Origin of the sequence: Alysiella filiformis (genome assembly GCF_014054525.1) — a bacterium.
Taxonomy (GTDB): Bacteria; Pseudomonadota; Gammaproteobacteria; order Burkholderiales; family Neisseriaceae; genus Simonsiella; species Simonsiella filiformis.
Genome location: NZ_CP059564.1, coordinates 1,941,114 through 1,965,194 on the forward strand (window position 1 = coordinate 1,941,114; position 24,081 = coordinate 1,965,194).

Sequence of the window (24,081 nt, forward strand, 5' to 3'; positions counted from 1 at the left end):
AATGGCTTTCAGGCTGCCTGAATCTTCCCTCAACCCCTTCACTTGAAAGACACACCATGTCCGAACCCGAAAAAGCCCCAATCAGTACCGACTATCTCTTCCGCGCCGATGAAGATTGGTTCAGCCACAATTTGGTGGGATTAGAACCGCTATTCCAAACATTCCGCCCACAACGCATTTTGGAAATTGGCTCATACCAAGGGCGCAGCACCTGCTATTTCATTGAAAAAGCCATGCAATTTCATCAAAATATGGAAATTTATTGCATAGACACATGGCAAGGCGGCGCAGAACACATCGGCAGACACGATATGAACGAAGCCGAAATGCTGTTTAACCACAATATGACGGTGGCTGCTGCACGTTTCCCCAGCGCACAAATCCAAAAAATCAAAGGCTTATCGCACGATATGCTGATTCAACTGCTGGCACAAGGCAAACAAGGCTATTTTGATTTTGTGTATGTGGACGGCTCGCACGAAGCCCCCGATGTGCTGCTGGACGCTTTGTTGGCACACAAATTGTGCAAAATCAGTGGCATCATCGCCTTTGACGATTATTTGTGGTCGCCCAAACCGCCAACAGAAGAAGACCACTATCTGCTGGTCAAACCTGCTGTTGACCATTATGTGAACACCTTTCAGCGCAAGGTTCATGTTTTGCAAAAATTGCCCAGTTATCAACTGTATGTGCAAAAATTGGCAGATTAAGCGCGTTCAGGCAGCCTGAAACGGAACATCATCATGAAAACACCATATGTGGCATTGCTGGGCAGCTTGATTTGTGCCAACGCACTGGCTGCCCCTATGCAAGGCATTCATTTTAAACACAAAGACTGGGAAACCGCTTGCGACAACACAGGTACTTGCCGCGTGGCGGGCTATCATCACGAATCGGAATACGACAAGCGGATTTCGGTGCTGTTTACGCGCATGGCGGGTTCGTCAGCCGTTTCGGGCGAATTGAGTTATGCAGGCGAATCTGTGCAACAAAAAACCATCAACCTATTGATTAATCAAAAAATCATCGGCAAACTGATTTTGCAACACGACAGCTATCGCCTTTCGCCCCAAATCGCGCAAATGGTGATTGCCGCCACCAAAGGACGCGACACGGTGCAAATCCAAGTAGGCAAAGAAATATTTACATTGTCCAATGCGGGCGCGGCGGCAGTTTGGTTGAAAGCCGATGAATTTCAACAATTTGGTAAACTCAAACCGCAGCCCAAACCCCTTATCAAAAAAGCCCAAACCGTTTCAGGCAGCCTGAAAACGAGCGGAGCCAGTTTCGCCAAAATCAATTCCGCCGAACAAAATCAAATCCGCCAACTGTTGCGCAGCAAATTGGACAGTGAAACTTGCCATTTCTTGCACGAAAACACCGAAGCGATTGCGCTGTATCGTTTAAATTCACAAAATCTTTTGGCAGAAACAATCTGTTGGCGTGGTGCATACAATGAAGGTTTACTGGCTGTGGTCTTGGACAACTCACGCAAAACCATCCGCCAAGTCGTTACCCTACACGCAACAGATTACAATAATGGCGAAATTCATGGCGGACACAAAAGTCGCGGTATAGGCGATTGTTGGTCGGGCGAAACCCACGTTTGGGACGGCAAGCGTTTTATCCAAACCCAAGAATATTCAACGGGTATGTGTCGCGGTTTTGCAGGTGGCGCGTGGCATTTGCCGACTTTGGTAAGCGATGTGAAATAAGGTTTCAGGCTGCCTGAAAAACGCACAACGAAAGAAACAATATGAAATACAAAGACCTACGCGAATTCATTCAAATCCTTGAACAACAAGGCAAACTCAAACGCATCACCGCACCCGTGTCGCCCTATTTGGAAATCACCGAAATCAGCGACCGCGTTTTGCGTGCTGGCGGAGCGGCTTTGTTGTTTGAAAACGTGGTCAAAGCAGACGGCACCAAATATCCCTACCCCGTTTTGGCAAATTTGTTTGGCACCACCGAGCGCGTTGCCATGGGCATGGGCGCAAGCGACATCAGCCAATTACGCGAAATCGGCAAAACCTTGGCATATTTGAAAGAACCCGAGCCGCCCAAAGGCGTGAAAGACGCATTCAGCAAATTGCCCTTGCTCAAAGACATTTGGAGCATGGCACCGAATATCGTCAAAAATGCCCCTTGCCAAGAAATTGTTTTAGAAGGGGAAAATGTGAATTTATACGATTTGCCGATTCAGCATTGTTGGGCGGGCGATGTTGCGCCATTGGTAACGTGGGGCTTGACCGTAACGCGCGGTTACAATAAAAAACGCCAAAATCTCGGCATTTACAGGCAGCAATTATTGGGCAAAAACAAGCTGATTATGCGTTGGTTGGCACATCGCGGCGGCGCATTGGATTTTCAGGAACACAAACGCCTGTTCCCCGACCAGCCCTACCCTGTTTCGGTGGTATTGGGTTGCGACCCTGCCACCATTTTGGGCGCAGTAACGCCCGTTCCCGACACATTGAGTGAATACCAATTTGCAGGATTATTGCGTGGCGCGCGCACCGAATTGACCAAATGCATCGGCAACGATTTGCACGTTCCAGCGCGTGCCGAAATCGTATTGGAAGGCGTGATTCACCCCAATGAAACCGCGCTGGAAGGACCTTATGGCGACCACACGGGCTATTACAATGAGCAAGATACCTTCCCCGTGTTCACGGTGGAACGCATTACCATGCGCGAAAACCCGATTTACCACAGCACCTACACAGGCGCACCGCCCGATGAACCTGCCGTATTGGGCGAGGCGTTGAATGAAGTGTTTGTGCCATTGTTGCAAAAGCAATTCCCTGAAATTGTGGATTTTTATTTGCCGCCCGAAGCCTGTTCGTATCGCATGGCGGTTGTGAGCATGAAAAAGCAATATGCAGGACACGCCAAGCGCGTGATGATGGGTTGTTGGTCATTTTTGCGGCAATTTATGTACACCAAATTCATCGTGGTGGTGGACGATGACATCAATGTACGCGACTGGAAACAGGTCATCTGGGCAATGACCACGCGCATGGACCCTGTTCGTGATACCGTTTTGGTGGAAAACACGCCGATTGATTATTTGGATTTTGCCAGCCCCGTGAGCGGTTTGGGCGGCAAAATGGGCTTGGACGCAACCAATAAATGGGCTGGCGAAACCCATCGCGAGTGGGGTGTACCGATTAGCCGCGACCCTGCCACAGTCGCCAAAGTGGACGCAATGTGGGCGAATTTGGGTTTGTGAGGTCTGAAAAACTTTAAAAATAAAACCAAAAGCTGCCTGAAATCATTTTTCAGGCAGCTTTTTCATTTCAAATCAATTTATAGCTAATCAAAACTAAAACCACTACAATATTAAATTTATCATGGCTTACTCCCAAGACTTACGTAAACAAATCCTAAAAAGCGTTGAAAGCGGCATGACGATACGTCAAGCCTCCGCATTTTATGGCATCAGTACACATACCATTAACCAATGGAAACGAAATGGGATTGAAAGAAAAAAACGTCAATTCAAACCATTAAAAGTTAATCATGAAGCATTATTAAAAGATGTTGAAAACTACCCTGATGCCTTCCAATACGAACGTGCCAAGCGTTTGGGTGTTACCGCAAGTGCAATTTGTTACGCTCTCAAACAGCTCAAAATTTCAGTTAAAAAAGACGAGCCAACACCCAAAACAAGAACCAGAGCAGCGAAATCAGTACCATTTAAAATTGCGTTTTTACAAAAAAATGGGCTATCAAATGGTTTATATTGATGAAAGTGGTTTTGCACAAACCGTTCATCGTCCAAAAGGCTATGCCCCGATTGGACGGCGTTGTTATGCGACTTACGATTGGCAAATACGTAAACAAACCAATGCAATAGGTGCATTGTTAAATGGGCGTTTGTTTACAGTTGCTTTGTTTCATCATACGATTAATCGTGCGGTTTTTATTCAATGGTTAAAAGAAGATTTAATACCAAAATTGAATAAAAAGAGTGTGTTGATTATGGATAATGCTCGCTTTCATGTCGGTGAAGAGATTCGTCAATTGGTGGCACAAAGTGGGCATAAGCTGCTGTATTGACCTGCATACAGTCCTGATTTGAATCCTATTGAACAATACTGGGCTTATGCCAAAAATACGCGGCGCAAATACATGATTTCTGATATTGAAATTTTATTTGACCGATATTTGTAGTGATTTTGTTTTTATTTAGCTATAAAATCAGCTTTCAGTTAATTGCAACGTTTCGCCGATTTTCACATCTTCACGATTATTATTCAAACGCTTAATGTCGCTCATTTTCAGATTATAACGTGCAGCAATATTGGTTAAAGTATCGCCTTTTTTAACCAAATGCACAGTCGGTTGTTCCGCCTCATTGGATACTTTCAACAATGGCGTACGCTGATTGTTCGCATTGCCCAAACCCGATACTTTCAGTACCTGACCAATGCGAATGTGGTTACCACGCAAATTATTGGCGGCAATCAAATCCGATACATTGACATTATAACGCTGTGCGATATTGAATAAGGTATCGCCCTGTACCACACGATGGGTGGTAATTTCTTGATTCGCCTTATTTTGAGCGGGCGCACGATATGCCACATTTTGATAAGCATTTGAACCCTTAACCATTTGCACCGAAACAGGTGGCACTTGCGCTGTTTGCGTGGCTTGGGTTGCCTTGGCTTGCTGCTGTTGAGCGGCAATGGCAGCCAAACGCGCTTTTTCTTTTTCGCGCAATTCCTGTTGTTTTTGGCGGCGTTTTTGCTCTTTGGCTTCAGCAAGACGCAAAGCCGCATTGCTTTCTTCTACCGCTTGACGGGTTTGTTGCAATGCCAAACGTTCGCGTTCACGCTGATTCACCAGTTCAAACAAGGGGTCAGCCGCCGTGTTCAAGCCTGCATTTTCTGCCACATCGGAAACCTGATGTACGGGTGCCGCCACCACACTCGCTGCTGCGGCATTGACCACAGGCTGCGTGGCTTTATTTTGTGCCACAAAATCAATTTTGGGCGCAAGCACAGGTGCGGCTGCCGTTGCCACCGCAAAATTGTTTTGTACCACAGGTGCTGCCGATACCACAAAATTGGTCAAAACGGGTTTTTGTTCCACAAAGGTATCGGGCGTGGTGTCATTGTCCACTTTGGCAAAATTGAATTTGATGCCTTGTGCATTGCTGCTGCCATTTTTTGCCACCAAAATGCTGCGTCCTGCGGAAACCACGCTGCCGTTAATGCCATTCATGCGGCGCAATTCAGACAAATTCGTGCCAGTTTGTGCGGCAATATCGTTCAAGGACATGGCATAATTTGGGGTAAACACGTCCCACGACAACAGGGCTTTGCTGTCGGTATTGCGTAAATTGGTTTCAAAATTTTTGGCTGCGTTTACAGGCAGCAACATTTTGCGACCGCCTTTGGGAATGAATACTGGGGTTTTGAATGCGGGATTCAATGCCAAAAATTCGGTTTCTGAAATGTTTGCCAAATGCGCGGCTGCCATAATGTCCAATGGCGTATCCACATGAACCGCCTGAAAATAGGGCTTGTCTTGAATATCAGGCAGAGCCAAACCATAGGCTTGCGGATTATTGACCAAATTGCGTACTGCCAATAATTTTGGCACATAATTGCGCGTTTCGGCTGGCATACGCAAGTTTTCATAAGTGGGTGCCAAACCTGCGGCTTGTGCGCGGCGTACGGCACGGCTCACATTGCCTTCGCCCCAGTTGTAAGCTGCCAATGCCAATGACCAATCGCCAAACAAACCGTGCAAATATTGCAAATAATTCAAAGCGGCATCGGTGGAGGCATACACATCGTGGCGACCATCATACAAAGGCGTTTGCTCCAAACCATAATGGCGACCTGTGGCAGGCATAAATTGCCACAAACCAGACGCGCCAACCTGTGAACGGGCTTTGGTTACATAGGCACTTTCAATAAAGGGCAGCAAGGCGATTTCGGCAGGCATACCGCGTTTGCGTACCTCATTGGCAATGTGGTACATATAGGGCTGGCTGCGGGCTATGGTGCGGTTAAAATAGGCACTGTTGGCAACAAATTTGCTTTCGTGGCTGCGAACCAAACTGGAATTGACTTCCGCCATACGGAAACCATTTTTCAAACTTTTCCAAATGCTGCCGCTGCTGTGTGCAAACGATGATGTGTGTGATGATTTTTGCGCCTCTGCAAAATGACCTTGACTGCCTTCGCTTAAAGGGGCTGCATTTAATCGCATCATCGCCATGCCTACTTGTCCTGCGGTGTTGCTTTCTTTGCCATGGGCTACGGCTGGCAACACGCACAAACTGCTAACTGCAAATGCTAAAGACTTGAATGATTTCATAATTTACAAAACTACTGTTTACAGATACCATAATGCTAATTCTTTTGCGGTTTTGGGTCAAGCGTTTACAAGTGTAAAAGGGTTTGTTGTAAAGGGCTTTTTGCCTTTACACTGGCTGTCATTTCTTTCTATTTTGTTTGGCTGCGCGGAGCGAAATCATGATGAGCATACAGGCAACCCATTTTCAAAATTGGCTACAAAATACCGATTTGGGACAATATGTTATTCAACAGGAACGGGATTTTTTTCAGGCAGCCTTTCGCGGTTTTTATGCTGAACGTGTTTTGCAAATGGGTTTCACGCGCTGTTTTGCACCGCAAAATGCCCACGCTTTGTGGGTGCAACAAAATCACGATTTGCCCGCACAAATTGTGGCAGAAAGCGCAACAGTTTGGCGCAACAATGCTTTTGACGCGGTGATGTTGCCGCATTTTTTGGAATTGTCGCCCGAACCGCAACGGCAACTGTTTGAAATCACGCGCATTGTTCAGGCTGCGGGGCATTTGGTGCTAACGGGTCTGAATCCGCATTCTTTGTGGCGATTTGTGGGCGATGAAGTGCCGATTCATCAAGCCATTGATTTGCCAAAATTAAAATCGTGGCTGCCTGAATTGGGTTGGCAAATTGTACAAGGGCGTTTTATGAACTATTTGCCGCCCATCAATTCGCAAAAAGCCATTGAAAAACTGCAATTTATGGAATTGGCTGGCAACCGTTGGCTGCCCCACGCGGCGGCGATTTATGGCTTGGTGCTGCGTAAGCAACTCACGCCTTTGCGCGGTGCGTGTGATGAAGTTGATGATGTGTTGTTGTCGGGCGATGTGGCTTTGGGTTTGACGCGCGGTAAATTCTGAATGCTGCCTGAAATGGTTTTTTCCATTAAAATAAGCCTTTTTCAGGCTGCCTTTTGCTCGCTCACAAAAATAAAATGCTGGGCTGCCTGAAACATTTTCTTTAAATAAATTATGTTGATTTTTAAAATAAAATGAAAAAAATCTTTTTACCTTTATCATTATTTGCCGTCATTCACACCACCCACGCTGCGTCTGCTGAACATTGCGCGACTTTATCCGACAACGCGCAACGTTTGGCGTGCTACGACCAACTGTTCGCCCCCAATCAAATCAAAAAGGCGAGCAAAGCGGTGTTGGATTTGGACAAAAGCTATGAAAAATCTCGCGCAACAGGCGAAACCGAAATCGTCATCAGCGAAAGCCAAATCACGCCCACCAGCAAGGAAGATGAGGCATTCAGCTCTTTGAGTTTTTTGTATGATTTGGACAAAAACAGCAGCAAGGGCATTTTGTCGGTGCGTGAACATGAGCCGATGTACATCATGCCTGCGTGGTACAACACCAGCCCCAATTACACGCCACATTCGCCATCGCGCGGTACATCGGACAACGACATTCAGAAAAAACAAAAACGCGTGGAAACCAAAATGCAAATGTCGTTTAAAACCAAATTGATGGAAGATGTTTTTAAAACGCGCTCGGATTTGTGGTTTGGCTACACGCAACAATCCAACTGGCAAATGTACACTTTGGGCGATAAATCTGCGCCGTTTCGCAACAATGATTATGCGCCTGAAATTTTCATGACCCAGCCTGTGAAAGCGAATTTGCCTTGGGGCGGTAAATTGCGTGTGTTGGGGGCGGGTTATGTGCATCATTCTAATGGGCAGAGTCGTCCGCTTTCGCGTTCGTGGAATCGTGGTTATGTGTTTGCGGGCATGGAATGGGGCAATTTGACGGTGGTGCCGCGCATTTGGACGCGCATTGACCCTGAAACGGGTGAAAAAGACGATAACCCCGATATCATGCGTTATATGGGTTATGGCGATTTGAAATTCATGTATAAATTCAATGATAAACATGCGGCAGCCGCCACTGTGCGTTTTAATCCGAAACACGGCTATGGCGCGATTCAGGCAGATTATGTTTTCCCAATCAAAGGCAGGCTGAAAGGCTATGTGCGCGGTTTTCATGGCTATGGCGAAAATTTGTTGGAATACAATCACAAACAAACGGGCATTGGCTTGGGCGTGATGTTGCAAGGCTGGGATAAGCATTGATTTTCAGGCTGCTTTTTTGGGGGCTGCGCTTTCAAAGAGTGGGTGTGGCGGCGATACGCCACGTTTGCGCCAAAGCTCAATGTATCATCAATCGTTCGGTTTTTTGCGTTTCAAAAAAACGTTTCAGGCTGCCTGAAAAGTGTTTCCCTAAACACCATGCAATGCGTATAATAACGCGCTTTGTTTTTCGCCTTTTATCACAACGCATTCCACCATGGCAAAACCCACACAAGAAAAAAACGGCATAGGCAAAGCCATTAAACGCTATTTAATCACTGGTATTTTGGTTTGGTTGCCCATTACGGTAACCATTTGGATTTTAAATTATATTGTTTCCACCACCGACCGTTTGGTCAATTTGCTGCCTGAACAATGGAACCCCACGCAATATTTGGGTTTCAATGTCCCTGGTTTGGGCGTGATGTTGGCGGTGGCGATTTTGTTTACCACGGGCGTGTTTGCTGCCAACATCATCGGTCGCAAAATCATTGAGGGCTGGGACAGTGTGATTGGGCGCATTCCTGTGGTCAAATCCATTTATTCCAGCGCGAAAAAGGTGTCGGAAAGTTTGCTTTCAGACAATTCGCGTTCGTTTAAAACGCCTGTATTGGTGCCGTTTCCGCAGCCGAATATTTGGACGATTGCGTTTGTCTCAGGCAGCGTACCGCAATCGGTGTTGGACGCGCTGCCTGAAAAATCGGGCTATGTCTCGGTGTATGTGCCGACCACGCCCAACCCAACGGGCGGCTACTACATCATGGTGCGCGAAAGCGACATTCGTGAACTGGACATGACGGTGGACGAAGCCTTGAAATATGTGATTTCGTTGGGTATGGTCATGCCCGATGATTTGCCGATGAAATCGCCCAAAACATTGCCTGAAAAAGTGTGAATTTGGGTTTCAGGCTGCCTGAAAAGGGAAAATGATAATGAAATGGGTAAAATATGGGATTTTATTTCAACCCATTACCGCACATGCTGGCAAAGACCCAACAGGCAGTGTCAATAATTTTTGGTTTATTTTATTTTTGGTTCTGATTGCTGTAGTGATATGGTGGTGGGAACACGAAGATTAGTTTTTCAGGTAGCCTGAAAAAGGAAAATCATGTTTGCATTGTTATTCAAAATACTTGTCAATCAACCAAACTGGCACGATTTGCCCGAAACGCAACAAAAACGCGCCAAAGTCGTTTTATTTGGTTTTGGATTTGTGCTTGTGTTTGTGATTTTGATGGTGTTGTTGGCAATATTGGTTTTATGGCACAACCAACAGGTTTTTTTGAGCATTTTGCCTGCTTTGATTGTGTTTGTGTTCGCCTTACCGAAAATCAGGCGCATTTATCAAAACCGAATCAAAGCCATTTTAAGCCAATCATGATTCAGGCAGCCTGAAAAGAAAAACAGGAACAAACATGATAAAAATCCAATCGCTAGACCATTTGGTTTTAACCGTTGCCGATGTGCAAAAAACCATTGATTTTTATGTGAACGTATTGGGTATGCAAGAAATCACATTTGGCGAAAACCGCAAAGCCCTACTGTTTGGCAAGCAAAAAATCAATTTGCACCAAAAAGGCGCGGAAATTTTGCCCAACGCGCAAAATGCCAACTGCGGCACGGCAGATTTGTGTTTGCTGACCAGCACACCATTAAATGAAGTATTGCAGATTTTGCAAGCGCACCACATTGCGATTTTGGAAAACGGCATTGTGCCGCGTACGGGAGCGGTGGGCAAAATCCAATCGGTGTATTGCCGCGACCCTGACGGCAATTTGATTGAGATTAGCCAATATGTTTGATGTTTCAGGCAGCCTGAAAGCCCTAAAACATGGAAGAAATGATTCAAAAATGCTACCAAATATTTGATTATCCACCACCAAACGAACCGCTACATGCCTGTATTTGCCCAATTTGTCTCGCCCCTGAATTAGAGCTTGAAATGCGAACCTTGCCTTTGCGCGAATTAGGGGCAAAGCATTTTTATGAATACAATGGTGGCGTGATTGATAAAACACAAAATTCGAACGAAATCAAATATTTTCTGCCGCGAATGATAGAATTGTTTGCACAAAATGAAGAATTACATCATTCGCTGGAAATCTATTTTGCACGTGTGGGTTATGTGCCGAAAAGTGAATTTACCGCCACAGAATTGACGATTTGGCAGAAATTTGCCGATGCTTATTTGGATAAATTATTAACACAAGATACTGATTATAAAAGTATTTTTTCCTATTTGGAAATGTTTCACAAGGCGCACATTGATATTCGCCCATTTTTGCAGCGTTGGCAAAATAATGATACGCCACAAGCGGTTATCCATTTTGTTCATGCCAGTTGGGATTATTATGTTTGGCAACAGGAAAAAGTGGATACCTTTGACGATAATGAAGCTGAATACCAGCAAATCATGACAGATTGGCTGGATAATGCTGAACACAAACAACATGTAGCACGTCAATTATTGAATTTACCTGCTGAAATCGTGCAACAATATTGCGAAGAATACGATTATCCAGATGGCAGAATAGATTATTTATTTGATGTTTTGGCGGCTTGATTTTTAGGCAGCCTGAAACCAAAAATTTTGATTTAATTAAAAATATTTAACAAGGAAAAACAAAAATATGCGTACCAATTATTGCGGCTTAATCAGCGAACAATATTTAGACCAAACCGTAACCGTCAAAGGCTGGGTGCACCGCCGCCGCGACCACGGAGGCGTGATTTTCATTGACTTGCGCGACCGCGAAGGCATCGTCCAAGTCGTGATTGACCCCGACACCCCAGAAGCCTTTGCTTTGGCAGACAGCGCGCGCAGCGAATATGTGTTGAGCATCACAGGTCGCGTGCGCGCGCGTCCTGCTGGCACGGAAAACGACAAAATGGTTTCAGGCAAAATTGAAATTTTGGCAAAAGAAATTGAAATTTTGAACGCTGCCGCCACGCCACCCTTCCCCATTGACGAAGACAACATCAGCGAAAACGTGCGCCTGACCCACCGCGTGATGGACTTGCGCCGCCCACAAATGCAAAAAAACCTGCGTTTGCGCTACCAAGTGGCGATGGGTGTGCGCCGTTATTTGGACGCGCAAGGCTTTATTGACATTGAAACGCCCATGCTCACGCGCTCCACGCCCGAAGGTGCGCGCGATTATCTCGTGCCAAGTCGCGTTCATGCTGGCGAATTTTTCGCTTTGCCACAATCGCCCCAGTTGTTCAAACAGTTGCTGATGGTGGCGGGTTTTGACCGTTATTATCAAATCACCAAATGTTTCCGCGATGAAGATTTGCGTGCCGACCGCCAGCCTGAATTTACCCAAATTGACTTGGAAACTTCGTTCTTGTCTGAAAATGAAATCATGGACATCACCGAAGGCATGGCAAAACAGGTGTTTAAAGACGCTTTGGGCGTGGATTTGGGCGAATTTCCGCGTATGCCTTACCGCGAAGCCATGTTTTATTATGGTTCGGACAAACCCGATATGCGCGTGAATTTGAAATTCACCGAATTGACCGAATTGATGAAATCGGAAGAATTTAAAGTCTTCCGTGCTGCTGCCGATATGAAAGGCGGTCGCGTGGTGGCATTGCGCGTACCCAATGGCGCAAAATTGAGTCGCAAAGACATTGATGATTATACGAAATTTGTCGGCATTTACGGTGCGAAAGGCTTAGCGTACATCAAAGTAAACGATGTGAACAACATCACCAATGATGAAAATAGCGGTTTGCAAAGCCCCATCGTGAAATTCTTGTCGGAAGGCTGCCTGAAAACGATTATCGCAGAAACAGGCGCACAAAATGGCGACATCATTTTCTTTGGCGCGGACAAAGCGAAAATCGTGAACGAAGCCATTGGCGCATTGCGCATCAAAATCGGACACGAACATGGCGCAGCAGACGGCTATTTTGTGGACGAGTGGAAACCGCTTTGGGTGGTGGATTTCCCGATGTTTGAATACGATGAAGAAGCCGACCGCTATGTTGCCGTACACCACCCATTCACATCGCCCAAAGTGGGACACGAAGATTTGATGGAATCCGACCCTGAAAACTGCTTGGCGCGCGCCTACGACATGGTGTTGAATGGTTGGGAAATCGGTGGCGGCTCAATCCGCATCCACCGCGCAGACATTCAGGAAAAAGTGTTTGCCGCATTGAAAATCACGCCCGAAGAGCAACAGGAAAAATTCGGTTTCTTGTTGGATAATTTAAAATACGGTGCGCCACCACATGGCGGTTTGGCGTTTGGTTTGGACCGCTTGGTTACGCTGATGACGGGCGCGGAATCGATTCGCGATGTGATTGCCTTCCCGAAAACGCAACGCGCTCAATGCTTGCTGACCAATGCGCCCAATACGGTGGACGAAAAACAATTACGCGAATTGAGTTTGCGTTTGCGCGTGAAACAGGAAAATCAAGCATAATCTTGATTTAATTTCAAAATCAGGCTGCCTGAAAAAGTGAAATTCACTTTCAGGCAGCCTGATTTTGTGTGTTGCTTGATGACAAAATGCGGTGGATTATTGTAAAATTTGCGTTAATTTTTTTAAATTTTTTCGGGAACACATTGCAATGGTTAAATCCAAATTGTGGGGCATTTTGTTGGCAACTGCCCTGATTCAAAGCGCGTGCGCCGATACGCCATTGTCTCATTTGAGCAAAAACATTCATCAGCAAAAAACACAATGGCAACACGACCACAATGCGTGGTTGGAAATTGATGTGGCGGCATTTGAAAAAAACATTCGTACGGTTAATCAATTACTTGGTGGCAAATCGGAAATGTGTGCCGTAGTCAAAGCAGACGCTTATGGCAATGATTTGACTTTGCTCATGCCCAGCATTTTGAAAATGGGGGTATCGTGCTTGGGGATTGGCAGCAATGAAGAAGCCAAAATTGCGCGTGAACATGGCTATTCAGGCGTGTTGATGCGTGTGCGTTCGGCGGCAGCGAGCGAAATTCAGGCTGGCTTAAAATATGGCGTGGAAGAATTGTTTGGCGACATACAACAAGCCCAAATCGCCAGTGAAATCGCCCAAAAACACGGTAAAACATTGGCTTATCATTTGGCACTCAACTCCACAGGCATGAGCCGCAATGGTTTGGATTTGAGCCATGCTGCGGGCAAACAAGAAGCCTTGGATTTGCTCAAATTGCCCCATTTGAAATTGGTGGGACTCATGTCGCATTTTCCCGAAGAGGAAGAAAATGATGTTCGCAAGGGCTTGAAAGCCTTCCAATCGGAAAGCAAATGGTTGATTGAAAATGCGAAACTCAATCGCGCCAATTTGACTTTGCACGTTGCCAATTCGTTTGCCACACTCACTGTGCCTGAATCGCATTTAGACCGTGTGCGCGTGGGCGGTTTGCTTTATGGCGACACCATTCCCAGTCGCACCGAATACCAAAAAGTGATGGCTTTCAAAACATCAGTGGGCAGCCTGCACAATTTTAAGGCTGGCGCAACGGTGGGCTACGACCGCACATTCACGCTCAAACGCGATTCGGTGTTGGCGAATTTGCCTGTGGGCTATTCAGATGGTTATCGCCGCGTGTTCACCAACAAAGCGTTTGTGCTGATTCGTGGACACCGCGTGCCTGTGGTGGGCAAAGTTTCCATGAACACCACCATGGTTGATGTAACCGATTTTCCCGATATTCAGGCTGGCGATGAAGTGGTGTTGTTTGGCAAACAGGGCAATGCCGAAATCACGCAAGCGGAAATTGAAGACATCAATGGCGCATTGTTGGCGGATTTGTACACCGTGTGGGGCAATTCCAATCCGCGTGTGAAAAAATAATACTCAGAGATTGCAGGCTGCCTGAAAAAGCAAAATCCACTTTCAGGCAGCCTGAAACGCATTTTTCAAAAGGATTTTTATGCAAAAACAAGCAAATTGGCAAACCCAATATGCACCATGGGGCTTAATCATCGGTTGCATTATTTTCGGTTTGGGCAGCGTGATTGTGGCACACGTTCCCGTGGGCGCGTATGCGATTGCGTTTTGGCGATTGGCGGTGGCAGCCCTGATTTTTGCGCTACTGGCACGCTTTTTTGCACAAAAATTCCCCAAAAATCAACAGGCTTTGCGCCATGCTTTGTGGGCAGGTGTGTTTTTGGCATTTGATTTGGCACTGTGGCACGAAAGCATTTATTCCGTAGGGCCGGGCATTTCCACCTTGTTGAACAGTTTGCAAATTTTTTGGCTGTCGGCGATTGGCGTGATGTGGTTTCAGGAAAAATTATCTCCCTTACAAATCAGCAGTTTAATCATGGCAATCGCAGGCGTGGCGTTAATCGGCAGCCCCGAATTTGGGCATAATGCCAACGCGCTGTGGGGTTTCGTGTCGGGCATTGTGTCGGGGCTGATGTTGGCATTGTCCATGGTGTTTGTTCGCAAAACGCAACAGGCGGCACACACGCCGATTTTTCCGCTCATGCTGATGTTGAGTTTGGGCGGCATGGCAGCCTTAATTGTGCCGACTTTGCTGCTGGATAGTGGCAAAATCCTGCCAACAACGTGGTCGCAAATCGGCTGGATTTTGATTTATGGTGCGGTGATGCAATGCTTTGCGTGGGGCTTGATTGCCTATTCTATCCCATTGTTATCATTGAGTTTAACAGGATTATTGTTGTTGAGCGAACCCGTTGCCGCGCTCTTGATTGACTTCTTCTTTTTAAACAAAGCCATCAACACTTGGCAATGGTTGGGCGCATTTTTGACCATGTTGGCGATTTATTTGGGGTCGCTGAAAGGCAAATCGGAAAAATGAAATTGCACCAAATCATTGAAAATCATTGGCAACAACCCAATCCCATTTTACGCGGCATCTTGTCGCCATTTTCTCGGATTTTCGCGCAAATTGCCGCCAAAAAACGCCAAAAATACCTTTCAGGCAGCCTGAATATGCCCAAATTGCCCGTTCCCGTGATTGTGGTGGGCAACATTCACGCAGGCGGCACAGGCAAAACGCCCATCACATCATCATTGGTCATGTCCTTCAAAAACAAAGGGATAAAAGTGGGCATCATCAGTCGCGGTTATGGGCGAAAATCAAAGCAAATCCATGTTTTAAATGAAAAAAGCACCGCCGAACAAGCAGGCGATGAACCGCTTATGCTCCATCGCCAAACGGGTGTGCCTGTGGCGGTGGGCGCGGCGCGTCATGCCACAGGATTGGCATTGCTGGCGGTACATCCTGATTTGCAACTCATTGTTTCTGATGATGGTTTGCAGCATTACCGCTTGGCGCGTGATGTGGAAATTGCCGTTTTTCCCGCCAGCGATTTGGGGCGCGATGATTTGGATTTGCTGCCCAATGGCGGCTTGCGCGAACCGCTTTCACGGTTGCAAGATGTTGATTTTATTGTTATCAGCAATGCCCTTTCGCCAACCAACGCCAGCGCATTTTTCAGGCTGCCTGAAACGCCCATTTTCAGCAGCCAAATTCAAATTGGCACACCCTATCGTCTGCACAATCCCAGCGAAAAATGGCATTCAGCCAGCCTGAAACAGGGCGAAAATTGCGCTGCATTGGCGGGCATTGCGCGTCCGCAGCGTTTTTTTAAGGCATTGAATGATTTGGGTATTGTTTTGCAAGAAAGCAAAATTTTGCCCGACCACGCGCCTTTGTCTGCCCACGATTTGCCATCAGCCGACCACGTTTTCATCACAGAAAAAGACGCGGTCAAATTATCGCCACCGTTTGCCGAAAATGTGTGGGTTTTGCCGATTTTTGCCGAAATTCAGCCCAATTTAGCCGAAAGCGTTTTGCAAAAATTGCATTTTCAGGCTGCCTGAAAGCCAATTTATGCGATAATCGCCTTTCCCATTTTGATAAGAAAGCCCATGACAATGGAACAAAAATTTTTGGATTTGCTGATTTGTCCCGTTACAAAACAAGCACTTGAATACCACCCCGACAAACAAGAATTGTGGAGCAAAGCCGCCAAGCTCGCCTTTCCCATTCGTGATGGCATTCCGATTATGTTGGAAAATGAAGCGCGTGAACTGTCTGATTTGGAAGTAAAATCATGAAATTCAATGTGATTTTACCAGCACGTTTATCATCAAGCAGGCTGCCTGAAAAGGCTTTGGCAGACATTGGCGGCAAACCCATGATAATCCGCGCTGCCGAACAAGCCTTAAAATCATCGGCAAATCAAGTGGTTGTCGCCACCGACCACCAACGCATTCAGGCAGCCTGCACCGAACACGGCATCGCTTGCGTGATGACAGGCACACATCATCAAAGCGGCACCACGCGCCTTGCCGAAGCCGCGCAAATTTTGGGTTGGGCTGATGACGAAATCATCGTGAATGTTCAAGGCGATGAGCCGCTTATCCCCCCGAATTGATTGTGCGCGTGGCAGAAAAATTGGCGCAAAGCCACGCGCCGATGGCAACTGCCGCCCACCCCATTCACGATTTTGCCGAATTCACCAATCCAAATTGTGTGAAAGTTGTGTTAAATCAACAAGATTGTGCGCTGTATTTCAGCCGTGCGCCCATTGCCTATCCGCGCGACAGCATGTTGGCTGGCGAACAAAAGCTGCCTGAACCCACGCCCTTGCGCCACATCGGGATTTATGCCTATCGCGTGGGATTTTTGAAACAATACGCGCAAATGACTGAATCGCCATTGGAAATTTGCGAAAGTTTGGAACAATTACGCGTGTTGTGGCACGGACACCCCATCGCGGTGGAAGTATTGGATTTTGCGCCCCCTCCTGGCGTGGACACTGCCGAAGATTTGGCGCGTGTACGCGAATTATTCTCTTAAAAAATAATGGATTACATTGGACGATTCGCGCCCAGCCCCACAGGTTTGCTGCACATTGGTTCGCTGCTCACGGCGGTGGCAAGCTATGCCGATGCGCGTTCACATGGCGGTAAATGGTTGTTGCGCATGGAAGATTTGGACCCACCGCGCGAAATGACTGGCGCAGCCGACCACATTTTGCACACGCTGGAACAATTCGGTTTTGAGTGGGACGATGAAGTCGCCTACCAAAGCCAGCGACATCATCTCTATCGCGCTGCGCTGGACGAACTGATTGAAAACAATCACGTTTACCCTTGCACTTGCAGCCGCAAAATGTGGCAAAGCCAAGCGCGTGTGGGTGTGGACGGTTTGGTTTACAACGGTGCGTGTTCACAAAAAAATCTTTTCAGGCTGCCTGAAAATCAAAATGTGGCATGGCGCATTCGCGTTCCCAATCAAATCATTGAATTTGAAGATGAAATTGTGGGTCGTTACGCGCAAAATCTCGCGCAAGACATTGGCGATTTTGTGTTGCGCCGCGCGGACGGTTTTTGGGCGTATCAACTGGCGGTGGTGGTTGATGATTTTCATCAAGGGGTTACGCATATTGTGCGTGGGCAGGATTTGTTGGTTTCCACGCCGCGCCAAATTCATTTGCAAGGCTGCCTGAACGCGCCCACGCCACATTATGCCCATTTGCCTTTATTAACCAACCACTTGGGACAAAAATGGTCAAAACAAACGCTCGCGCCTGCCTTGGATTTGACGGCGCGTGAAGCGGCATTGCGGCAGGTTTTGGCGTATTTGAATGTGCCACCCTGCCCTGAAATTGACGCGCCGCGCGACATTTTGACGTGGGCAATTCGGCATTGGGACATGGCGCGTGTGCCACACCATGCCATTTGCACCGAAACGTAAAAACGCGCAAATTGGGCTGCCTGAAACTTGTTTTTTCAGGCAGCCGCATTATTTTATGAATGTGAATTGATGAAAGAAATAAAATCATGACTTTAATCATTATTTTGGCAATCGTATTGTTGATTTTGGGTGCGGCTGGCACGGTTTTTCCTGCTTTACCGGGTTTGCCGTTGATGTTTGGCGGTGCGTGGTTGTTGGCATACACCAGCGATTATCAGATTATCGGTTCGTTTTCGGTGCTGATTTTGGGCGTGGTGTGCGCTTTGGGCATGGCGATGGATTTTGTGGCTGGCGTGCTGGGCGCGAAATACACGGGCGCAAGCAAAGAAGCCTTATGGGGCGCATTTTTTGGTGGATTGGCAGGGATTTTTTTGGGTTTGGCTGGTTTGGTTTTGGGGCCTCTTGTGGGCGCGGCAATCGGCGAATTGTTGGCAAAACGCGATATTTTGTTGGCGGGCAAGGTGGGCATAGGCACGTTTGTGGGATTCATTGTTGGCACGGTGGCAAAAATTGGCGCGGCTTTGGTGGTATTATTGGTGGTGCTGGCGCAATATGTGGCACATTGGCTGGCGTGATGTTTCAGGTACAGCATAAAATCACCGTTTTTGCCTTTGGCGACTGACTTTTTAAAAAAGTAAGCCCAATAAATCCATGCTCAACGATTTGTGTCTCAACAATGCTTTCAGGCAACCTGAAAGATTTTTGTCGTGTACTGAAAGGTAGCCTGAAAAACAAAAATGGCGTGTAAAACCGATATTCTACACGCCTATGGGCATTCAATCACAAAATCGTGTGGGCTGGCTCGTAATGGATAATGTCGCGGATGTGATTGCGCTCGTCCACCAGCACCACTTTGGGCTGATGTGCCGCGATTTCAGGCTCGGACAACATCACATAGGACATAATAATCACAATATCCCCTGCTTGCACCAAACGCGCCGCCGCGCCGTTTAAGCAAATCACGCCGCTACCGCGTTCGCCCGAAATGGTGTAGGTTTCAAAACGCTCGCCATTGTTATTATTGACAATTTGGACTTTTTCGTTCACCAAAATCCCTGCTGCGTCCAGCAAATCTTGGTCTATGGTAATGCTGCCAACGTAGTTTAAATTGGCTTGGGTAACGGTGGCGCGGTGGATTTTGCCACCTAAAAGGGTACGAAACATGGTTTTCTGCTTAATTTTAAAAGGCGGTTATTGTATGATTTGGGGGCGGATTTGTCTAATGTTTAGGGCAGCCTTTCAGTACACGATTCAGTACACGACACAATTCATGTAGGGTGCGTATTACGCACCGAAATTTCAATGATTTAAATGATTTGGTGCGTGGGACGCACCCTACATTTGGGGTGTTTGTAAAAATTGTCGTGTACTGTAAGGCAGCCTGAAAGATGCACGCCAACACATTTTTTAAGGAAAAATCCATGAAAAAAAACGAATTACACAATTTAATTCGCCAAGAAATCCCCCAAATCACCTATTTGGAAACCGACAGCCCCGAAGCCGCCGAAGGCGAATTTGCGCTGTGGGAAGTGGACGACTGCACCATTATGCTGGATTTTGCCGACAACAAAAGCGATTGCCACACCATTCAGGCAGCCTTGCAAAACGTGTCGCGCAAAATCACTTTTTTAAACGACAACAAAAACGCGATTATCCAAACCCTGCACACCGAACACCCCGAATTGTCCACCGAAAACATGCGCGGCGTGTATGTGTCGTTTTGGATTGAAAATGCCACCGAAGTGTTTTGCGATTTACTGGTCTCGTCCGATGATTGGGCAATGCAAGCGGCGGCTTTTTCATTGGAAGATGACAATGAATTGATTTTCAATGGTTTGGAGTGAAACCACCATGTTCAGGCAGCCTGAACACCCTTTTTTCATCAAAAAACACTATGAAATTCCCATTTTTACGCAAAAAACGCTTTATTCTGCTTTTGTTGGTGCTGCTGTTGTTGGCGATTGGGGCATGGCAAACGCACACCACCTTCCCCCCATACCCAGCCAGCAATCACCACAATCCGCAAACAGGGCAATTTTTCAACACACCGCCCACACGTCCTGTCAAAAGTGGCACGGCTGGCGCAATGTGGCAAATGATGATAAACGAAAAAGCCCAACACCCACCCACACGTTTGCCCATGCAAGACATTGATTGGCAAAATTTTCTTGCGCCCAGCGAGCGCGTGAAATTCATTTGGTTTGGGCATTCCACCCTGCTGCTGCGTGTGCAAGACCAAACCGTGATGTTTGACCCTGTTTACGCGCAAACGGTGTCGCCTGTGGGCTTGATGATGCACCGTTTTCAAGCACCACCTGCCGCTTTACACGAATTGCCGCCCCTAGATTGGGTGGTGTACACCCACGCGCATTATGACCATTTGGATAAAGACGTGGTTCAATATTTCATTAAAAATCAACCCAATATTCAATACCTTGTGCCTTTGGGATTGGGGGCGTATTTGCGCGATTGGGGCGTTGCAGACAGCCAAATTCACGAATTGGATTGGTGGCAAACGCTCGATTTGCACGGTGCAACTTTCCACGTCCTGCCTGCGCGACACGATGCGGCGCGTACGCCTTTTGACGCGAAAAAATCGCTGTGGGCAAGTTGGGCTTTGACCACGCCCACCGAAAAAATCTATTTTTCAGGCGACAGCAGCTATGCGCCACATTTTGCCGAAATTGGGGCGCGATTTGGCGGCTTTGATTTGGCGTTTGTGGAAAATGGGCAATACAATGAATTGTGGGAAGACAATCACATGTTTCCCACACAAACCGTTCAGGCTGCGGCAGATTTGAAAGCGCAACGTTGGATGCCGATACATTGGGGCGCGTATCCCCTATCCACCCACGATTGGGACGCTTCGGTACGCGAAAGTTCATCGCTTGCCGCGCAACGCAATTTGCCCATGCTCACGCCCATCATGGGGCAGATTTTTGACGCGCAAACGGCAAGCGAAAAATGGTGGGAAAAAGTGAAATGATGGTTTCAGGCAGCCTGAAAATGCTAAAATGCCCCGTCTTTAATGGTGAAGTAAAATAAGAAAGATGCAAGGCGACCACGCCCGCCGTGTACAAATCGTACATAAAGGCGTGGGCAACAAAGCAGATTTCTTATTTTAATTCACCATACATCACAACAAAGGAAAAAATCATGCACACACAACTGCCTTTTTTTGGCGTGGTTAAAGTGTTGGGCGATGACCGCCACGACTTTTTGCACAATCAACTTTCCAACGACATCAACAATTTGGCGCAAAATCAAGCCTGTTATGCCACCTACAACACCCCCAAAGGTCGCGTGATTGCCAATATGCTGGTGCTGAATTTGGGCGATGAAATCATCTTGGCAATGGCAGCCGACTTATTGGAAACGGTGGTTAAGCGTTTGAAAATGTTTGTGTTACGCGCCAAAGTGCAATTTGAAATGCTGCCCGATTGGGGCGTGGCAGCCAGCCTGAACGATGACGCACAACCCATTTTCCCCGACCAACCTCATTTGACTTTGCCCCTCAATCAACAGGGCGAAATCGTGTTGCCGCATTCAGGCTGCCTGAAAATCGCCCCCAAAAGCGATTTGCCCGAACACAATCCGCAACACGAATTGGCATGGCAAGCCCACGAAATCGCAAGCGGCTACGCATGGATTTGTGCCGCCACCACCGAAACCTGTGTAGCACAAATGCTCAATCAGCACACGATTGGTGGCGTGCATTTTCGCAAAGGCTGCTACCCTGGGCAAGAAATCATCGCGCGCGCCCAATATCGTGGGCAAGTGAAACGCGGCTTGGCGGTGGCAGAAAATGCCACACCGCAAACCATTGGCGCAGAAGTGAAAGACGAAAATGGCACAGAAGTGGGTTTGGTGCTGAACGTTTCAGGCAGCCTGAATTTATTGGTTGTGAAACATGGCGCGGTGCAAAGCAAAATGTTTGATGAAAATGGCAATAAATTTGCCGTGCAGAAAATCTTTTTTGATGTAAAAACAGACGAATAAAAATGTTTCAGGCTGCCTTTCACCCACCATAATTTCAGGCAGCCTGAAATTTTGATTCAAGAATAAAACGATTTTTCCCCATTTGGGCGCGTTTTAAAACGCTTGTGCAACCAAAAATACTGTTCAGGCTGCTCACGCACACGCGCTTCAATGAAATCGTTCATGCGTTGCGCGTCTTGTTCCACGCTTTCGGTGGGGAAGTTGTCCCATTCAGGATAAAAACGCAAATCCACGCTGCCATCGGCTTGCCGCGTGGGAATGAGCGGAATGACTTTCGCATTCGTCATTTTCGCAATGCGCCCCAAACCGCCAATGGTTGCCGTTTTCACACCAAAAAAATCCACAAAAACCGATTCTTTCGCACCAAAATCTTGGTCGGGCAAATACAAAAATGGGGCGTTTTGCGTTTTGATTTGCTTGATAATCGCGCGTAAACCTTCGGTGCGCCCCACCAAAAACACATTGTTGTAGCGATGTCGCCCGTGCAAAATTTGCGCGTCCAAGTCTTTGTTTTTTTGATGCGAATACACGCTAATCAACGGCACATCTTGATTGAGCGCGTACACCGACAATTCAAACGCCGTAAAATGCGGATAAAGCAAAATCACTTTATCGCCACGTGCCAAAGCATTGTCCAAAATGTGTTTATCGTGATAGCGTACCCAGCTTTTCAATTTTTCGGCAGGTGCATACCAGTATGCGCCATATTCCAAAATCAGCAAAGCCATGTGATAAAAATGCTTTTTCAACAAAATTTGGCGTTGTTTTTCGTTTAATTCGGGAAAGCATTTTGCCAAATTGATTTCGCCCACCTTGCGGCGCGGCACAACGGCATAATAACTTAACAAGCCCAAAACTTTTGCCAACATCAACACCGCGCTACGCGGCAATTTGGCAAGGTGTTTGAGCAGCCAAAAGGCAAAATTCATCATATTTGTTTGATATTTTTGTGATTAAATGGGTGGGCATTATAGCAAAGGTTTTCAGGCTGCCTGAAAAAATCGCCACAAACGCCAAAATATTTGCACAAATGGCAAAGTAAGCTACAATTCTTGTTTTTCAAACCCTTGCAAAATAAAGGTTCCATCATGCTTACAGGCAGCCTAGTCGCACTCATTACCCCCATGCACGCCGATGGCAGCGTGAATTTTGAACAATTGAACCAATTGATTGACTGGCACATTGAACAAGGCACACACGGCATTGTGGCAGTTGGCACGACAGGCGAATCCGCCACATTATCGGTTGAAGAACATTTGGCTGTGATTGCCGCCACCGTCAAACACACCAACAAGCGCGTTCCAGTGATTGCTGGCACAGGCGCAAACAACACCGCCGAAGCCGTAGAATTATCACGCGCCGCACAAGAATTGGGCGCAGATTACACCTTATCGGTGGTGCCTTATTACAACAAACCTTCGCAAGAAGGCATTTATCAGCATTTCAAAACCATCGCCCAAGCGGTTGATATTCCGATGATTATTTACAACGTCCCTGGCAGAACCGTGGTAAACATGAGCAATGAAACCATTTTGCGCTTGGCACAAATCCCCAATATTGTGGGCGTAAAAGAAGCCAGTGGCGATGTGGCACGCGCTTTGTCGCTGTTTAAAGATGCGCCGCAAGATTTTGCCATTTATTCGGGCGATGACCCCACAGGTTTGCCCTTTATGTTGTGTGGCGGACACGGTGTGATTAGCGTGGCGGCAAACGTTGCGCCCCAAGCCTTTGCCCAAATGTGTGAAAACGCGCTCGCTGGCAACATTCAGGCAGCCAAATCTTTGAATGAACAGCTTATTCCCATTTACGATGTGATGTTCTGCGAACCCAGCCCTGCCCCTGCCAAATACGCGGTCGCACAACTGGGATTATGCGAAGAATTTGTGCGTTTGCCCATTTTGACTTTAAGCGACAATGGCAAAAACCAAATTCAGGCAGCCTTAAAATCCGCCAAATTGATTTGATTTTGAGAATAAAA

25 protein-coding genes and 1 pseudogene are annotated in these 24,081 nt (G+C 47.0%); 23 read left to right on the top strand and 3 right to left on the bottom strand.

The genetic code is table 11. The features are described 5' to 3' along the window. Nucleotides 1-56 precede the first annotated feature (56 nt). From H3L97_RS09540 to H3L97_RS09560, 5 genes are all read left to right on the top strand, one after another. Nucleotides 57-710: a class I SAM-dependent methyltransferase gene (locus H3L97_RS09540; protein ID WP_097114599.1), complete on the top strand. Its 654-nt coding sequence runs from the start codon at nucleotides 57-59 to the stop codon at nucleotides 708-710. A 33-nt stretch (nucleotides 711-743) separates the two neighbouring features. Further along, a complete protein-coding gene (locus tag H3L97_RS09545; RefSeq protein WP_097114600.1) occupies nucleotides 744-1,715 on the top strand; it encodes a DUF1176 domain-containing protein in 972 nt (323 codons plus the stop codon). Nucleotides 1,716-1,756: 41 nt separating this feature from the next. After that, nucleotides 1,757-3,235: a 4-hydroxy-3-polyprenylbenzoate decarboxylase gene (ubiD, locus tag H3L97_RS09550; protein ID WP_097114601.1), complete on the top strand. Its 1,479-nt coding sequence runs from the start codon at nucleotides 1,757-1,759 to the stop codon at nucleotides 3,233-3,235. Nucleotides 3,236-3,356: 121 nt separating this feature from the next. Further along, entirely contained in the window at nucleotides 3,357-3,752 is a 396-nt protein-coding gene (locus tag H3L97_RS09555; protein WP_182073069.1) for an IS630 transposase-related protein, read from the top strand. Next, nucleotides 3,739-4,065, top strand: a complete 327-nt coding sequence (locus H3L97_RS09560; RefSeq protein WP_182073070.1) for a transposase — start codon at nucleotides 3,739-3,741, stop codon at nucleotides 4,063-4,065. The genes H3L97_RS09555 and H3L97_RS09560 overlap by 14 nt, the downstream gene beginning before the upstream one ends. Before the next feature lie 141 nt (nucleotides 4,066-4,206). Here the strand turns inward: H3L97_RS09560 and H3L97_RS09565 are convergent, their stop codons facing one another. After that, complete coding sequence (locus H3L97_RS09565) at nucleotides 4,207-6,339, bottom strand: LysM peptidoglycan-binding domain-containing protein (RefSeq protein WP_097115098.1); 2,133 nt, start codon at nucleotides 6,337-6,339, stop codon at nucleotides 4,207-4,209. 158 nt (nucleotides 6,340-6,497) lie between these two features. Between H3L97_RS09565 and H3L97_RS09570 the strand changes: the two genes are divergently transcribed. The 14 genes and pseudogenes from H3L97_RS09570 to H3L97_RS09635 all read left to right on the top strand — a co-directional run bounded on the left by H3L97_RS09570 (nucleotide 6,498) and on the right by H3L97_RS09635 (nucleotide 18,679). Next, nucleotides 6,498-7,193: a class I SAM-dependent methyltransferase gene (locus tag H3L97_RS09570; protein ID WP_143269211.1), complete on the top strand. Its 696-nt coding sequence runs from the start codon at nucleotides 6,498-6,500 to the stop codon at nucleotides 7,191-7,193. A gap of 131 nt (nucleotides 7,194-7,324) precedes the next feature. Beyond that, nucleotides 7,325-8,413: a phospholipase A gene (locus H3L97_RS09575; RefSeq protein ID WP_097115100.1), complete on the top strand. Its 1,089-nt coding sequence runs from the start codon at nucleotides 7,325-7,327 to the stop codon at nucleotides 8,411-8,413. A 214-nt stretch (nucleotides 8,414-8,627) separates the two neighbouring features. After that, the gene (locus H3L97_RS09580) at nucleotides 8,628-9,305 is read left to right on the top strand and encodes a DUF502 domain-containing protein (protein ID WP_097115101.1); all 678 of its coding nucleotides are present in this window, start codon (nucleotides 8,628-8,630) and stop codon (nucleotides 9,303-9,305) included. 213 nt (nucleotides 9,306-9,518) lie between these two features. After that, a complete protein-coding gene (locus tag H3L97_RS09585; protein WP_097115102.1) occupies nucleotides 9,519-9,791 on the top strand; it encodes a hypothetical protein in 273 nt (90 codons plus the stop codon). Nucleotides 9,792-9,828: 37 nt separating this feature from the next. Then, nucleotides 9,829-10,212, top strand: a complete 384-nt coding sequence (locus H3L97_RS09590) for a VOC family protein (protein ID WP_371271292.1) — start codon at nucleotides 9,829-9,831, stop codon at nucleotides 10,210-10,212. Nucleotides 10,213-10,241: 29 nt separating this feature from the next. Beyond that, nucleotides 10,242-10,973 carry a hypothetical protein gene (locus H3L97_RS09595; protein WP_097115104.1) on the top strand — a complete coding sequence of 244 codons (732 nt, stop codon included), beginning with the start codon at nucleotides 10,242-10,244 and terminating at the stop codon, nucleotides 10,971-10,973. Nucleotides 10,974-11,040: 67 nt separating this feature from the next. Then, entirely contained in the window at nucleotides 11,041-12,843 is a 1,803-nt protein-coding gene (aspS, locus tag H3L97_RS09600; protein WP_097115105.1) for an aspartate--tRNA ligase, read from the top strand. A 148-nt stretch (nucleotides 12,844-12,991) separates the two neighbouring features. Beyond that, entirely contained in the window at nucleotides 12,992-14,221 is a 1,230-nt protein-coding gene (gene alr, locus H3L97_RS09605; protein ID WP_097115116.1) for an alanine racemase, read from the top strand. Between the two features lie 79 nt (nucleotides 14,222-14,300). Then, nucleotides 14,301-15,194 (top strand): DMT family transporter, encoded by an 894-nt coding sequence (locus H3L97_RS09610; RefSeq protein WP_097115106.1) that lies wholly within the window; start codon nucleotides 14,301-14,303, stop codon nucleotides 15,192-15,194. Beyond that, nucleotides 15,191-16,222 (top strand): tetraacyldisaccharide 4'-kinase, encoded by a 1,032-nt coding sequence (gene lpxK, locus H3L97_RS09615; protein ID WP_097115107.1) that lies wholly within the window; start codon nucleotides 15,191-15,193, stop codon nucleotides 16,220-16,222. Before H3L97_RS09610 ends, lpxK begins: the two co-directional genes overlap by 4 nt. Nucleotides 16,223-16,276: 54 nt before the next feature. After that, nucleotides 16,277-16,459 carry a Trm112 family protein gene (locus H3L97_RS09620; RefSeq protein ID WP_097115108.1) on the top strand — a complete coding sequence of 61 codons (183 nt, stop codon included), beginning with the start codon at nucleotides 16,277-16,279 and terminating at the stop codon, nucleotides 16,457-16,459. Then, nucleotides 16,453-17,204, top strand: a pseudogene (gene kdsB / locus H3L97_RS09625) (3-deoxy-manno-octulosonate cytidylyltransferase). Before H3L97_RS09620 ends, kdsB begins: the two are co-directional and overlap by 7 nt. A 6-nt stretch (nucleotides 17,205-17,210) precedes the next feature. Continuing rightward, nucleotides 17,211-18,104 (top strand): tRNA glutamyl-Q(34) synthetase GluQRS, encoded by an 894-nt coding sequence (gluQRS, locus tag H3L97_RS09630; RefSeq protein WP_097115110.1) that lies wholly within the window; start codon nucleotides 17,211-17,213, stop codon nucleotides 18,102-18,104. An 86-nt stretch (nucleotides 18,105-18,190) separates the two neighbouring features. Further along, a complete protein-coding gene (locus H3L97_RS09635; protein WP_097115111.1) occupies nucleotides 18,191-18,679 on the top strand; it encodes a DUF456 domain-containing protein in 489 nt (162 codons plus the stop codon). 205 nt (nucleotides 18,680-18,884) lie between these two features. Here the strand turns inward: H3L97_RS09635 and panD are convergent, their stop codons facing one another. Continuing rightward, the gene (panD, locus tag H3L97_RS09640) at nucleotides 18,885-19,268 is read right to left on the bottom strand and encodes an aspartate 1-decarboxylase (protein WP_097115112.1); all 384 of its coding nucleotides are present in this window, start codon (nucleotides 19,266-19,268) and stop codon (nucleotides 18,885-18,887) included. 257 nt (nucleotides 19,269-19,525) lie between these two features. On the opposite strand from panD, the gene H3L97_RS09645 reads away from it, so the two are divergent. The 3 genes from H3L97_RS09645 to ygfZ all read left to right on the top strand — a co-directional run bounded on the left by H3L97_RS09645 (nucleotide 19,526) and on the right by ygfZ (nucleotide 22,103). After that, complete coding sequence (locus tag H3L97_RS09645) at nucleotides 19,526-19,948, top strand: hypothetical protein (protein ID WP_143269213.1); 423 nt, start codon at nucleotides 19,526-19,528, stop codon at nucleotides 19,946-19,948. Between the two features lie 50 nt (nucleotides 19,949-19,998). Beyond that, the gene (locus H3L97_RS09650; RefSeq protein ID WP_097115114.1) at nucleotides 19,999-21,090 is read left to right on the top strand and encodes an MBL fold metallo-hydrolase; all 1,092 of its coding nucleotides are present in this window, start codon (nucleotides 19,999-20,001) and stop codon (nucleotides 21,088-21,090) included. A 170-nt stretch (nucleotides 21,091-21,260) separates the two neighbouring features. Continuing rightward, nucleotides 21,261-22,103, top strand: a complete 843-nt coding sequence (gene ygfZ / locus H3L97_RS09655; protein WP_097115115.1) for a CAF17-like 4Fe-4S cluster assembly/insertion protein YgfZ — start codon at nucleotides 21,261-21,263, stop codon at nucleotides 22,101-22,103. A 56-nt stretch (nucleotides 22,104-22,159) separates the two neighbouring features. On the opposite strand, the gene H3L97_RS09660 is transcribed toward ygfZ, so the two are convergent. Then, on the bottom strand, nucleotides 22,160-23,032 hold the full coding sequence (locus tag H3L97_RS09660) for a lipid A biosynthesis lauroyl acyltransferase (protein ID WP_097115117.1): 873 nt from the start codon (nucleotides 23,030-23,032) through the stop codon (nucleotides 22,160-22,162). A 159-nt stretch (nucleotides 23,033-23,191) separates the two neighbouring features. Between H3L97_RS09660 and dapA the strand changes: the two genes are divergently transcribed. Beyond that, nucleotides 23,192-24,067 (top strand): 4-hydroxy-tetrahydrodipicolinate synthase, encoded by an 876-nt coding sequence (dapA, locus tag H3L97_RS09665; RefSeq protein ID WP_097115118.1) that lies wholly within the window; start codon nucleotides 23,192-23,194, stop codon nucleotides 24,065-24,067. The last annotated feature ends 14 nt before the right edge of the window (nucleotides 24,068-24,081 follow it).

Bases quoted from the DNA above. Each gene is read 5' to 3' on its own strand.
- H3L97_RS09545 (WP_097114600.1), top strand. From the start codon at position 744: ATGAAAACACCATATGTGGCATTGCTGGGCAGCTTGATTTGTGCCAAC.
- H3L97_RS09570 (WP_143269211.1), top strand. From the start codon at position 6,498: ATGATGAGCATACAGGCAACCCATTTTCAAAATTGGCTACAAAATACC.
- H3L97_RS09620 (WP_097115108.1), top strand. From the start codon at position 16,277: ATGGAACAAAAATTTTTGGATTTGCTGATTTGTCCCGTTACAAAACAA.
- H3L97_RS09580 (WP_097115101.1), top strand. From the start codon at position 8,628: ATGGCAAAACCCACACAAGAAAAAAACGGCATAGGCAAAGCCATTAAA.
- H3L97_RS09595 (WP_097115104.1), top strand. From the start codon at position 10,242: ATGGAAGAAATGATTCAAAAATGCTACCAAATATTTGATTATCCACCA.
- H3L97_RS09560 (WP_182073070.1), top strand. From the start codon at position 3,739: ATGGTTTATATTGATGAAAGTGGTTTTGCACAAACCGTTCATCGTCCA.
- lpxK (WP_097115107.1), top strand. From the start codon at position 15,191: ATGAAATTGCACCAAATCATTGAAAATCATTGGCAACAACCCAATCCC.
- ygfZ (WP_097115115.1), top strand. From the start codon at position 21,261: ATGCACACACAACTGCCTTTTTTTGGCGTGGTTAAAGTGTTGGGCGAT.
- H3L97_RS09565 (WP_097115098.1), bottom strand. From the start codon at position 6,339: ATGAAATCATTCAAGTCTTTAGCATTTGCAGTTAGCAGTTTGTGCGTG.
- H3L97_RS09555 (WP_182073069.1), top strand. From the start codon at position 3,357: ATGGCTTACTCCCAAGACTTACGTAAACAAATCCTAAAAAGCGTTGAA.
- alr (WP_097115116.1), top strand. From the start codon at position 12,992: ATGGTTAAATCCAAATTGTGGGGCATTTTGTTGGCAACTGCCCTGATT.
- H3L97_RS09645 (WP_143269213.1), top strand. From the start codon at position 19,526: ATGAAAAAAAACGAATTACACAATTTAATTCGCCAAGAAATCCCCCAA.
- H3L97_RS09660 (WP_097115117.1), bottom strand. From the start codon at position 23,032: ATGAATTTTGCCTTTTGGCTGCTCAAACACCTTGCCAAATTGCCGCGT.
- H3L97_RS09540 (WP_097114599.1), top strand. From the start codon at position 57: ATGTCCGAACCCGAAAAAGCCCCAATCAGTACCGACTATCTCTTCCGC.
- gluQRS (WP_097115110.1), top strand. From the start codon at position 17,211: ATGGATTACATTGGACGATTCGCGCCCAGCCCCACAGGTTTGCTGCAC.
- H3L97_RS09585 (WP_097115102.1), top strand. From the start codon at position 9,519: ATGTTTGCATTGTTATTCAAAATACTTGTCAATCAACCAAACTGGCAC.
- H3L97_RS09635 (WP_097115111.1), top strand. From the start codon at position 18,191: ATGACTTTAATCATTATTTTGGCAATCGTATTGTTGATTTTGGGTGCG.
- panD (WP_097115112.1), bottom strand. From the start codon at position 19,268: ATGTTTCGTACCCTTTTAGGTGGCAAAATCCACCGCGCCACCGTTACC.
- H3L97_RS09610 (WP_097115106.1), top strand. From the start codon at position 14,301: ATGCAAAAACAAGCAAATTGGCAAACCCAATATGCACCATGGGGCTTA.
- dapA (WP_097115118.1), top strand. From the start codon at position 23,192: ATGCTTACAGGCAGCCTAGTCGCACTCATTACCCCCATGCACGCCGAT.
- ubiD (WP_097114601.1), top strand. From the start codon at position 1,757: ATGAAATACAAAGACCTACGCGAATTCATTCAAATCCTTGAACAACAA.
- H3L97_RS09650 (WP_097115114.1), top strand. From the start codon at position 19,999: ATGAAATTCCCATTTTTACGCAAAAAACGCTTTATTCTGCTTTTGTTG.
- aspS (WP_097115105.1), top strand. From the start codon at position 11,041: ATGCGTACCAATTATTGCGGCTTAATCAGCGAACAATATTTAGACCAA.
- H3L97_RS09575 (WP_097115100.1), top strand. From the start codon at position 7,325: ATGAAAAAAATCTTTTTACCTTTATCATTATTTGCCGTCATTCACACC.